Source organism: Pontibacter qinzhouensis, assembly GCF_008017455.1.
Classification (GTDB): domain Bacteria; phylum Bacteroidota; class Bacteroidia; order Cytophagales; family Hymenobacteraceae; genus Pontibacter; species Pontibacter qinzhouensis.
This window is the reverse complement of the sequence record NZ_VRTY01000063.1, coordinates 25,607-37,419: the sequence shown is the minus strand read 5'-3', so window position 1 is coordinate 37,419 and position 11,813 is coordinate 25,607. Positions and strand designations below refer to the sequence as shown.

The following is an 11,813-nucleotide window of genomic DNA, read 5'->3' as shown; positions in this document are numbered from 1 at the left end:
CATGTAAATAGCTCTATTTCAATCAATTTACAGCTTTCTTAGCCATTAAACAAGTGCCTAATTCAATAAATAATTTAACGCACCTTTCAGGAGCCGAAGCAGCAATTGGTAAGATTATTGTGCCATATATAAACAGCCACTTGTTGTCTGCTCCTGCGGCACTTACAAACGGTAGTTTTAAGATTCATTAAAACAAGGTTTTAGCTACAGGAGGACCAGCAATAACTGACATTGAAATCGGCTAACGTTATCGGCAGAACAGTTAGTGCATGCGCTGCAAAATCTTTTTCTTGAGAAGCTGTAGCAACATTTGCACAAACTAAAACCTTTACTTATATTTGATTTACCCTTCTGAAAAGATTTGTTTAATAATTCAAACGTTTACAATATGATATAAAGCTTTACGTTAACATAATGTAGCTTTTACGATGAATATAACTACCCAGCTAAGCGATTCCGCATTGGTAACGCTTTACATCGCAGGTACAGAAAATGCGTTTGAACAATTAGTAAACAGACACAAAAACAAAGTATATACTACGATTTATCTGATCGTTAAAGATTCGTACACCGCTGAAGACCTTCTGCAGGATACTTTTATAAAAGCTATCCATACCATGAAGAGCGGGCGGTACAACGAAGAAGGTAAATTCTCGTCCTGGATATGCCGAATTGCCCATAACCTGGCTATCGACTACTTCCGGAAAGAGAAGCGTAGCCCGATGATCACCCTGGAAGACGGGAGCAATGTGTTCAATAACCTATCGTTTGCCGAAGACTCAGCAGAGTCGCTGCAAATAAAGGAGGACACGCACACCCGCCTGCGCGAGCTAATCCAGACGCTGCCACAGGCGCAGCGCGAAGTGCTTATGATGCGGCATTATGCTGACATGAGCTTTCAGGAGATAGCTGAGGCTACCGGGGTGAGCATCAACACTGCCTTAGGTCGTATGCGCTACGCGCTTATTAACCTTCGGAAGAAGATGCTAAACCAAAGTATCACTTATGATAAAAACCTCTACTCAGAATGAGCTAATACAGTACGTTTATAATGAATTGGCAGATGATGCCTGTGAACAACTGGAATTGGCCTTAATGCAAGACAGTGAGTTGGCTGAGAGCTGCTCCGATCTTTTAATGGTACACCACCTGCTAACCGGTTCCATAAAAATACCGCCCGATAGAGCGGTAAATAACATCCTTAATTATTCAAAAAGCTTAAGTTTGCAGTCTTAACTGACTGTAAACTTTTTTTATGCAGAAAAAGGAACGCTTCAGGCACCTGATCGAATATTTTACGCAGAACTTTCCGGAGCCGGAAACAGAGCTGGCGTACACTAACCCTTACGAGCTTATTGTGGCCGTGGTACTTAGTGCCCAATGTACCGATAAGCGCGTGAACATGGTAACACCTGCTCTGTTTGAGGCCTACCCTACTCCTGCGCACCTGGCTACGGCCACTCCGGAAGAGGTGCTGCCTTATATCAAAAGCATATCGTACCCTAACAACAAAGCCAGGCACCTGGCTGGCCTGGGCAAAATGCTGGTAGAGCAGTTCAACTCCGAAATACCAAGCACTGTAGAAGACCTGGTTAAACTGCCGGGCGTAGGCCGCAAAACCGCCAACGTAATTGTATCGGTTATCTGGAACCAGCCCGCCATGGCTGTAGACACGCACGTGTTCCGGGTGAGCAAGCGCCTTGGCCTGGTTACAAAAGATGCCAAAACTCCTTTGGAGGTAGAGCGGCAACTGGTGGCTAACCTACCGCAGGAACTGGTAGCGAAAGCACATCATTGGCTTATTCTGCACGGCCGTTACATCTGCGTTGCCCGCCGCCCCAAATGCGAAGAATGCCCGCTCACGCACTTTTGCCAGTTCTTCCAGAAAAACTTCCCCAACATACCAGACGACCCTGAAAACAAGCTGGGTGGGTAATTTTTTTAGCTGTTAGACCTTTTGTTAGTGAAGAGTTAAAAGTTATGAACTGAAGCTTTTTTATTCACTCATTCAATATTTCTCCATCTTCAAATTTCCAAATCTTCAAATAAACAATTTACCAATTAAACCATTAACCCATTTAACAATTAACATCCAGCAATTATTCTAATGGAAATGGCCTTCCGAAGCTATTTATAGCATATTTCATTTGAGGGTTAAACAGGAGTAATTACTCATTTATCGGCTTGTTCAAGTCGAGGTGTTGCAGCAGTTTGGGGTCTGGCAGTTGCACCTGCAGGCCGCTGGCATAGTCTATCTCGATGGTTACCTGTTCTGCCACACCATTCAGCACATGGCCTCCGGTGGTGCGGCCTTCGTCTACAAAATGAAAATGGTAAACCGGGCTGTTCAGCACCTCCGCCGACTCAGGCGTAAAAAATCCCACCATATCGATCGTCAGATTTTCGCGCTCAAAAAGTACATCGGGTACCTGTTCTGTGGATTTATAAGGCGGCTGCTGTGGGTTAAAACTCCGGTACTTCAGCTTCGAAAATCTGCCTGAGACTTTAAGCGCAGCAAAGGTATTCCTGGTAAGCACCGAGTCGAGGTATACCTCCAGTTCCTGCAGCGTTACAGAGCGGTTCAGCACCAGTTTCTGCTCCGGCCTGAAATGTTTGATGGCGGCAAAGGGTATCTGGGTGGTATCGGGGAGTTCGTATACCTTGCCATCAGCGGGTATGCCATAAGCTATCCCATCGACCAGCACCAGTTCATAGGCGAGCCGGGCTGAGCTGCCTACTCCCAGGGTGCCATGCTTTTTCAGGTTTCCTAAGGTTATGGTGCCATCGTACTGCCCCTGGTGAATGGCGCGGTTAAGAGACGCAAAAAATAGCTGATCATCGGCACTTGCCTCCGCTTGCTGGGCCTCGGTAGTGCTTTCAGGGTTGTTGCAGCCTGCCAGCAGAAGCAGGAACACCATCGGGAGGAGGGTTACGAACTGATGCATACGTTTCTTTTTGCTTTTACTATACCTTGCTGCAGCAATAAGGTTAACAGAAATAACAATGTGCTGTTGCTGGTGCCGTGAAAGCTGTAAAGGGCTGAAAACAAAAAAAGCAGGCTATGCCTGCTCCTTTTAACTTAAACTTAACTATGGAAAATCTTTGAAATTAACTTCTTTCTGACGATCTCGCGCCTTCTTTCCCTCTGAACTCTTTGCCACGCTCCTGGCCTCTCTTCTCATAGCGTGCCTGCATTTCTTTGCGGTCGGCTTCGTATTGGGCGTATTGCTTGTTATTGAGTATCTTCTTCAGTTCAGCCTGGTATTGCGCCTGGCTGGCTTTCATCGCCTCTTTGCTTTTGCTCCGGTCGGCTTGTTGGTTTTCGCGCATTGCCTGCATCTGGTTTGCCTGGTTCAGGTGCAAGGCCTCCAGCTTATTCTGCTGCGATTTGTTGAGCTCATATTTCTGCGACATACGCTCCGTTCTCATTTTAGCTCTTTCCTCGGGAGACTTATGTGCTTTTTTGTCACCTTTGTTTGCACGGTGCTCTGTCTTGGCTTTTTTATCTTTTTGAGGAGCATTTTGTGCATAAGAACCACCAGCAACCATTACACCTAAGGCGAGCATTACAAATATCTTTTTCATATCTTTTTCTATTTAAAGCTTTCTGAACTATTTCCTTTTGAAAGCAAAAACTGTAGGCCTACTAATTACTGCTTAGTTGATAGCAACATTCCAAAGCCCGTGCCAGAATTTTCAAAATAGAAAAAAACACAACATCAATTACATAATAACAAACTACTATATAGACACTTATATCTATTAAAAAAGGATAAAAAAGAAAATATATGCTTTAAAAACTGTAGGATTGAGCTCAGGTGCCTTCCAAATTATTTAAATGAATTAGGCCTTCTGAAGAGGTTTGAGGCACCCGACCTCTAAGGGTAAGCAGTGCCACAGCCGCAACTTCAGAAGAATCAGCAGACGATACAGCACTCACCTATTAACAACCGGCAATTAAATTTTTCTAATGGAATTGGCCTTCCGAAAGAAACTGAAGGAGATTTTGCCAAGGGCTTATTTTACAACGTTCTTTAACACCTCCTCTACCTGCATTACCAGGCTCAACCGATCGAACTGCTTTTTGGCTACCATAGCACCTCTGGCTCCTGCTGCTCTTAGCTCCTCATGGTTTTCGAGGGCATAGCGAATAGTTAGGGAGAGGTTAACGGCACTTTCTGCAGGCGTGTACCAGCCACAGCCAAAGCGCTCTACAAAGGTTTTGGTCCAGCCAGGGTTTGTTACAATAACAGGCGTACCGCACACCAGGCTATCGTAAAACTTGGCCGGCGAGTTTGTTTGCAGCACCGGCAGGTCGTTAAAAGTTACCAGCGAGAGGGTCGCCAGCTTGAACAGCGTAAATACCTTGTGCCGTGGCAGCGGTGGTACCAGCGTCAGGTTCGGGTGCTTGCGGGCAACTTCCTGCACCTGCGGCTCATAATAGCCGCCGCCCGTAAACACAAATTGTATTGCTGTGTTATCTGCTAAGGCTGCCACTGCCTCCAGTATAGTAGGAATATCGTTGGCGCGACCGTAAGTGCCTGCATACAGCACCACCTGCTTGCCCTGCAGCTGCAACTGTTGCCGGAGTGCTTCTACCTGCCCGTTGGTTACCTGCTGCGCTAGGTGCAGGTCGGTGCCGTTCAGGTTGGTGGTAATCTTCTGCCGGGGCACCCCCAGCTCCGCAATATAATCGGTCATGTCGGGAGAGAGCGTAATAATGTGGCTCGCGCTGTGGTAGAGGCTGCGCTCCTGCTGGTAGAGCCTGCGCTGCAGCCATTTGTTTTTTACGGCTCCCATGGCAATCGGGAAAGATGGCCACAGGTCCTGCACCTCAAACACCCAGGGCACACTGCGAAGGGCAGCCACACGGGCTGCTACCCAGGGTGTGGAGAGCGGCGTAGCCACTGCCCAGATAGCATCGGGTTTAAGGCCGGTTAAGCCTTTGGTGAGGCAGTAGGCGGCAAAGCGGCTATAAGAGAACAGCCGCTGCGGCACGTTCATTTTATTTTTGTATGGCACATCAGACTCGAACAAAGTCACACCGTCTGGTACCCAACTGTAATCCTGCGTTATGCGATGCTGTCGCCAGGCACTGCTTGTTATCAGGCTAATGTTGTGCCTTTGCGCCAGTGCCTCCATAAAGGTGTAGTGCCTGCAGGTAGCCGGGCAATCGGGGTTATGGTGGTGCTGGTGCAGTAGCGTTAAGCGCATAAGAATTTTAGATAACACGTGCTAAGCCAACCCTTGACCTGTAACAGGTGGTTTTGCCTTTGGAAGGGCCTTTTGATTAGAATAATTTGTTTGTAGCAACTACTACAGCAGAGTTAGCTAAATTTTTAACTTTCTGACTTTTAAACATAGAGACCCTACTTCTGTGGCTTGTACTTTGAGGCGTTAAATATTTTCTGGTGATCTGTTTCGGCCATCAGCTCTGGTAGTGTAATGTTCGGGTTGCGCTCCATGTATTTGCGCACAATCTGCCAGCCTAACCAGGTGCCAATGCGGCCTGGAGCAGTGGCATCTATTTCGGGAGTATTGGGGCGTTCGCCAATGTATTTGGTGACAACAAAAGGATTTTTCTCGTATAGCAGCCCCTTCTCTATAAAATGCGCCCATATTTTAGTTTCGTTATGGAACACATCGGCTATGTCTTTTCTGCTGTACCCGATAATAGATGAGTCGGGTGTGCAAGGCATCACCGATTCTACAAAGTAATAGGCTTTACCGGTGTTGATCATTTCAGAGAGCAGGTTTCGCTCTGTCTGGCTTGTCTGGTTATACTGGTTTGAGAGCAGGAGCATAGCGGTGGGTATCATGTTAGCTCGCTCGTACCGCCTCAGAATATAATCGTAAACATCGGGGCGGTAACTGGCATCCTGACCTATAAAAAAATCGATTCCCAGCACCAAAAGGCTGTCTGTAATCAGGAAATCCTGGCTCAGCCCCGATACAAACGTTTTAACTTCGGGCACTGCAAAATTGGGGTAGTAATATTTTATAACCTTAAAGGCAGCCTCCAGTTGCTGCCGCTCTTGTTGCATATCGCCGAACTTCGCCTCGGCCTCTTTGCCTAGTTTGCGTAGTTCCGGGTTAGTGGCTAAACCATGCAGAGCATTTACCAGCACCGAATCGGATCGGAGTTGGCTTCTCCTGAAAAAATTCGCAACAAAATCAGGCTGGTTCTGCACAAATTCGGCCAGCGCCTGCTTGCTGGTATCCTGAAAGAAACGAGCCTCCAAACGCTCTATCTCCACTTGAACGGGTATTTTTTCGGCTGCCGCGGGAATGCCACAGGTGCTTTGCCTGCAGCCGTAAACAAAAAGAACTGATACTAGTATGAGTAGTCTGTAATACATTCTATTATATATTTGTGCAAAAATACAGCGTTATTGCTTTTGGAGTATCTTTATCTTTCAATTTAAACTATGCAAATGAAGAAGCTATTATTCTTACTGATGTTTTTATGTTTTGGACTTAGCGCCTCCGCTCAGATCGAGATTGGCGTGCAGTTATCACCTGCCATTGCAGGCAACAGATTTATAGCAGAAGATGCTTATAATTTCCGCAACAGTAACAACCTGAAAATTGGTGTCGGTGTGGTTGCCGACTATTTCTTTGCACAGAACTATGCTTTTAGCACCGGCCTCTTTTACCGTAGCAAAGGTGGCAAAATCTCTTACAATTACAACAACGGTACCTCCATCACCACTGGTTCCGACAACCTATCCATCCAGTATATCCAGATTCCTATTACCCTGAAGTTATTTACCAACGAGTTGGCACCGGGCACTATTTTGTATGTGCAGGTAGGTGGTTCACTTAATACCAAAGTGGCAGCCGAGGTAAACGACAGAAAAGTTATCAACAACGAAAAGATGATTAAACGCTTCAATATTTTTGAGGTTGATGCGCTATTGGGCACAGGGCTTGAATTCACGATTGGGCAAAGCACCAAGTTATTGGCTGGCCTCTCTTACCACAGAGGCTTATCAGACATCGACGATTATTACGAGAAGCTTTTCAGCAACAGAAACATTTCTGTAAAGAACAACGTGGTGGCACTAGATTTTGGCGTGAAGTTCTAGAGAACACGCAGAATATAAAATAAAAGAGCCGTGCCTGGTGAAGGCGCGGCTCTTTTATTTTAATATTATATTACTTCTTCAATTTCGGGTATGCCGTTTACTTCTGCAAAGGCCGTACGCAACTCAATTTCATCTCCCCGATCATCCATCACCTTAAAATCGGTGAGACCTAACGAGGTATCTTTTACCAGCTTTACCCATTTAAAGTATTTGAAGAACCACTTGGTTTGCTTCGAAATAAATCCCTTGGTATAATAGGCATACACAAACGGGTGAATATAAAGCTCCAGACTCTTGTGGTTGTGGCTTGTCAGCAGGTCGTCTACCGCTGCGTCTATTTCGTCTGTTACCAGTATACTGGCCGTAATTTTACCGGTTCCGTTACAAGTAGGGCAAACCTCGCCGGTAATAATGTTTTGCTCTGGCCTTACACGTTGTCGTGTAATTTGCATGAGGCCAAATTTTGATATGGGTAGAACTGTCGATTTAGAGCGGTCTTTCTTCAGTTCCTCTTTGAAAACCTCATAAATTCTTTGTCGGTTCTCGGGCGACTTCATATCGATGAAGTCAACTACAATGATACCACCTATATCGCGGAGGCGAAGCTGCCGGGCAACTTCCCGGGCCGCCATCATGTTCACATGCAGGGCAGTAGCCTCCTGATCGGTTTCGGTATTAGATTTGTTCCCACTGTTTACATCCACCACGTGCAGCGCTTCGGTATGCTCTATTACCAGGTATCCGCCACCCGGTATAGTCACTGTTTTGCCGAAAGCAGCCTTTAGCTGTTTCTCGATGTTAAAGTGTTCGAAGGTTTTTGTCTTACCGGCATAGTGCTTCAGAATTTTAAGTTTATCTGGTGCAATGCTGCCGATGTATGTTTTGATCTCCTCATAAAGCTGGACATCATCCACTATTATGTTGTCAAAACTTTCGTTTAGCAAATCTCTCAAAATGGAAGAAGAACGGCCTAACTCCCCGATAACTTTATCGCTTGTTTTAGCCGTTTTCAGCGCTTTAAAACCTTCATCCCAGTTGTCGAGCATGTTGCGCATATCTCTGTCGAGTTCTGCCACCTCACGCCCTTCGGCCACCGTTCTGATAATAACGCCAAAGTTCTCGGGCTTGATCGACATGATCAGGCGCTTGAGGCGCGTACGCTCTTCTTTGCTGACGATTTTTTTAGATACACTTACCGTGTTTGAGAACGGCACAAGTACCAGGTATCGTCCTGCCAGAGAAAGCTCACAGGATAAACGGGGCCCTTTGGTAGAAATAGGTTCTTTTACAATCTGGACTAACAGCTGCTGCCCTTTTTTAAGCACATCAGCTATTTTGCCGAGTTTGTCTATCTCAGGCTCAAATTTTAACTGGTTAAGTTTTGGAGAAGCGTTCTTCTGCGTCTGGGCTACTTTTATGAACTTGTTCAGTGTTTTGATATTGGCCCCCAGATCATGATAATGCAAGAAAGCATCTTTCTGGTAGCCTATATCAATAAAAGCAGCATTAAGACCGGGCATCACTTTTTTTACAGTTCCCAGAAAAATATCACCAACAATATAGTTTGTGTCTTTTTTCTCGTGATGAAACTCAACGAGTCTCTTATCCTGCAAAAGCGCGATGCGCTCCCCATCTTGAGTAGAATTAATGATTAATTCATTACTCAATTTGTCTTAAATAATTATTTGTATGTATAGACCAAAGCCCACTATCGCCTTAGCAATGTGGGCCTCAAATTATTTAGAAGAAATTACTTCTTCTTATGTCTGTTTTTTCTTAGACGCTTCTTTCTTTTGTGGGTAGCAATCTTATGGCGCTTTCTTTTTTTTCCGCAAGGCATAATTTTAATTTTTTATTTTATGAATTATTTCTTTTTCTACTTTAGTTCTGCCAGGTACTCGTCTACAGAAGTTGCCAGGTCCGGATCGTTACTCAACGCTTTCACTTTGTTGAAGTAGGTAACAGCCTCCTCGTTACGGCCTGTTTTAGCCAGCGACACAGCCAGGTAAAACGTACCTTCCACATGCTCCGGATTAACAGAAACAAGTTTACGAAAACGTTCTTCTGCTTTGTCGTACTGGTTCGACTGCATGGATAGCAAGCCCAGGTTAAACAGTGCCTTCTGGTTGTTCGGGTCGGTTGTAATTACCTCCCGCAACAGCGTTATGCCCTGCATCGGGTTTTCTGTCGCGATGTAGGTCATGGCAATGTTTGTTTTTGAGTCGAGGTCTGAAGGGTTGTTCTTCAGCACCTGCTCGTACATAGCACGCGCCTTGGCTCCGAGTTCGCTGGCTCTCCCCTGCGAAGGCGCATAGGTAAAAGCATCGAAGTAACTGTCGCCAGCCTGCTTGTAGCTTTTTTCTCCTGGGCGTGCCATGGCAACCTGCTCATAATAAAAACCGGCACTATCGTATTTGTGCACCGTAGCATAGGCAGCAGCCAGGTCACCGGCCACACGGCTGCGGGTCTGGTCGTCAGTTGCCTTGTTGTATCGGGCCCGAACGGTAGACAGTTCCAGCAGTTGTTCCGGGCTGGCAGTCATGTGCACGTTGGCAGCATCGGCTGCTCCTGTGCCATGGTCATGCCCATCGTCTTCGGAGTGCCCTTCAGGAATGGCAGATTCGGTTTTCGTAAAATTCTCCTTATCGTCTTCGTTAACAACTACTTTAGGTAAAAAGAACAGAACGGCTACTATGGCAAGAGCCGCTACTATAACTAGTATTTGAGACCGTGACATTCTTTTTACCTAAGGTAGTTAATTACAAATTGATAATTTTAGAACCGCAAAGATACAAAAGAATTAAGAATGAGCTAATTCTTTGATTTTTTTGCTGTTCTTAATCTTCTGAATAAATGTTTTTGACGGCTTAAAGCTAGGAATAAAATGCTCGTCGATGATAATGGATGTGTTCTTCGAAATATTACGAGCCACTTTTTTTGCTCGCTTCTTATTTACAAAGCTACCAAAACCTCTCACATAGATGTTATTACCATTCGCCATTGAGTCTTTCACTACTTTGAAAAAAGCCTCAATCGTGGATTGTACATCAGCTTTATCAATCCCTGTTTTATCAGCAATCTCTGATATTACTTCTGCTTTAGTCACTTTCTTATAATTTATAAATTGACAATAATATGATTTTCCTTATATAACGGGCAAGAATTCCTGGCCTTTCAGGGATTTTCGGGGCACAAAGGTAGCCCTTCTTTTCGATAAGTAAAAGCTTTAGTGTTAAATTCTTAGAGCTTTACTTTATCCGCAAGCCCTACTCTGTGTTACAACACAATACGCATGCCAATAGTGCCGTTGCTCTTCTGGCTAACGTGCTGCCACTCATTATATTTTGTTATGCAGTGTCTTATATTTTTTTGTTTGCAGGCCTGTCATCCGCTAAAAACAATTGGTCGACTATGCTGCTTTTATACAGGAGCCAGCTAAAAAATCGTTCAATTTCTGATCCAGTATGAAATAAGTCACTATGGTTAGCACAACTAAAATAATACCCGGCTCTCTCTAATTTAAGGAGGACGTAAGAAACTTTAGCAAAAGAAAAATGTACTTTTGGCCTCTTCGTTGTACCCTTTACAGCACGCAGCACAATCTTCAGACAAGCACTTCATGGCAAGTATCGATCCAATTTTTATTTCGTCTTCCTTAATTGGCTGGTATGGGCAACATAAACGGGCGCTTCCCTGGCGCGAAACCCGTAATGCCTACCATATATGGCTCTCCGAAATAATTTTGCAGCAAACACGGGTAGCGCAGGGCCTGCCCTATTACCTGCGCTTTGTGGAGACCTACCCTACCGTGCAGGAGCTGGCAGCAGCGCCCGAAGACGAAGTTCTGCGGCTGTGGCAGGGCCTTGGCTACTATTCCAGAGCAAGGAATATGCACCATACAGCCCGCCAGGTAGTGCAGGAACACGATGGTATTTTCCCGGAAAATTATGCTGAACTCATTAAGCTGCGCGGTGTAGGCAGCTATACGGCTGCGGCTATTGCCTCTTTTGCCTATCAGGAGCAGGTGGCCGTGCTCGACGGCAATGTGTTCAGGGTGCTGGCGCGAGTTTTCGGAGTAACAGACGACATCGCAGTGCCAGCCTCCCGAAAGGTGTTTCAAACCATTGCCGACTCGCTTATTCCAGCCGATGCCCCAGACACCTTTAACCAGGCTATAATGGAGTTTGGCGCCATACAGTGCACGCCGCTTATGCCCGACTGCCTGTTCTGCCCGTTGCAGCAGGTTTGCTTTGCCTTTAACCATGGCATGGTGCAGGAGCTACCGGTAAAAGCAAAGGCCAAAGCTGCCAGGCCACGTTACTTCCACTACATTGTTTTCAGGCACCAGGGGCTATACTACCTGCGCAAGCGTCTGCCCGGCGATATCTGGCAGGGCCTTTACGACTTTTTCCTGTACGAAAGCTCAGACAAGAACCTACCTATAAGCGCGCTGGTGCAGGAACTACAACAAAGTGGCCTCGACGTAACCGAAGAGCAGATACAGCTTCCCCGAAAAGACTACAAGCATGTGCTCAGCCATCAAAAAATATTGGCCAGATTCTATCTTATAGAATTAAATTCGCGTTTAAAGGAAGAAGTGATGCAAGAAACCAGAGTAGCTGCTTTTAACCCCTCCGAAATTGAGGATTTACCTAAGCCGGTTCTGATAAGCTCTTATTTGAAAGATGCAGGAATTTTAGTAAATTTATAATCTTGAACCTTTGG

10 protein-coding genes and 1 pseudogene are annotated in these 11,813 nt (G+C 45.6%); 4 read left to right on the top strand and 7 right to left on the bottom strand.

The window, feature by feature from the left end:
• The first annotated feature begins 428 nt into the window (after positions 1-428).
• The gene (locus tag FVR03_RS15805; protein WP_147922734.1) at positions 429-1,031 is read left to right on the top strand and encodes an RNA polymerase sigma factor; all 603 of its coding nucleotides are present in this window, start codon (positions 429-431) and stop codon (positions 1,029-1,031) included.
• Positions 1,032-1,255: 224 nt separating this feature from the next.
• Positions 1,256-1,936 carry an endonuclease III gene (gene nth, locus FVR03_RS15795; protein ID WP_147922732.1) on the top strand — a complete coding sequence of 227 codons (681 nt, stop codon included), beginning with the start codon at positions 1,256-1,258 and terminating at the stop codon, positions 1,934-1,936.
• A 232-nt stretch (positions 1,937-2,168) separates the two neighbouring features.
• Here nth and FVR03_RS15790 read toward each other — a convergent pair whose 3' ends face one another.
• The 4 genes from FVR03_RS15790 to gldB all read right to left on the bottom strand — a co-directional run bounded on the left by FVR03_RS15790 (position 2,169) and on the right by gldB (position 6,359).
• Positions 2,169-2,945 carry an acetolactate decarboxylase gene (locus FVR03_RS15790; RefSeq protein ID WP_147922731.1) on the bottom strand — a complete coding sequence of 259 codons (777 nt, stop codon included), beginning with the start codon at positions 2,943-2,945 and terminating at the stop codon, positions 2,169-2,171.
• Between the two features lie 163 nt (positions 2,946-3,108).
• The gene (locus FVR03_RS15785) at positions 3,109-3,585 is read right to left on the bottom strand and encodes a DUF4890 domain-containing protein (protein ID WP_147922730.1); all 477 of its coding nucleotides are present in this window, start codon (positions 3,583-3,585) and stop codon (positions 3,109-3,111) included.
• A gap of 432 nt (positions 3,586-4,017) precedes the next feature.
• Positions 4,018-5,214, bottom strand: coding sequence for a glycosyltransferase family 4 protein (locus FVR03_RS15780; RefSeq protein ID WP_147922729.1), 1,197 nt, complete (start codon positions 5,212-5,214; stop codon positions 4,018-4,020).
• Between the two features lie 155 nt (positions 5,215-5,369).
• On the bottom strand, positions 5,370-6,359 hold the full coding sequence (gene gldB / locus FVR03_RS15775; protein WP_147922728.1) for a gliding motility lipoprotein GldB: 990 nt from the start codon (positions 6,357-6,359) through the stop codon (positions 5,370-5,372).
• Positions 6,360-6,434: 75 nt separating this feature from the next.
• Between gldB and FVR03_RS15770 the strand changes: the two genes are divergently transcribed.
• Entirely contained in the window at positions 6,435-7,088 is a 654-nt protein-coding gene (locus FVR03_RS15770; RefSeq protein WP_255474245.1) for an outer membrane beta-barrel protein, read from the top strand.
• 65 nt (positions 7,089-7,153) lie between these two features.
• Here FVR03_RS15770 and FVR03_RS15765 read toward each other — a convergent pair whose 3' ends face one another.
• The 3 genes and pseudogenes from FVR03_RS15765 to FVR03_RS15755 form a co-directional block, all read right to left on the bottom strand.
• Positions 7,154-8,755, bottom strand: coding sequence for an Rne/Rng family ribonuclease (locus FVR03_RS15765; protein ID WP_147922726.1), 1,602 nt, complete (start codon positions 8,753-8,755; stop codon positions 7,154-7,156).
• A gap of 209 nt (positions 8,756-8,964) precedes the next feature.
• Positions 8,965-9,825, bottom strand: coding sequence for a tetratricopeptide repeat protein (locus tag FVR03_RS15760; RefSeq protein WP_147922725.1), 861 nt, complete (start codon positions 9,823-9,825; stop codon positions 8,965-8,967).
• 63 nt (positions 9,826-9,888) lie between these two features.
• Positions 9,889-10,218 (bottom strand): annotated as a pseudogene (locus FVR03_RS15755) (HU family DNA-binding protein); the annotation flags it as partial.
• Positions 10,219-10,707: 489 nt separating this feature from the next.
• Here FVR03_RS15755 and mutY point away from each other — a divergent pair.
• A complete protein-coding gene (gene mutY / locus FVR03_RS15750; RefSeq protein ID WP_147922723.1) occupies positions 10,708-11,799 on the top strand; it encodes an A/G-specific adenine glycosylase in 1,092 nt (363 codons plus the stop codon).
• Positions 11,800-11,813: the final 14 nt, after the last annotated feature.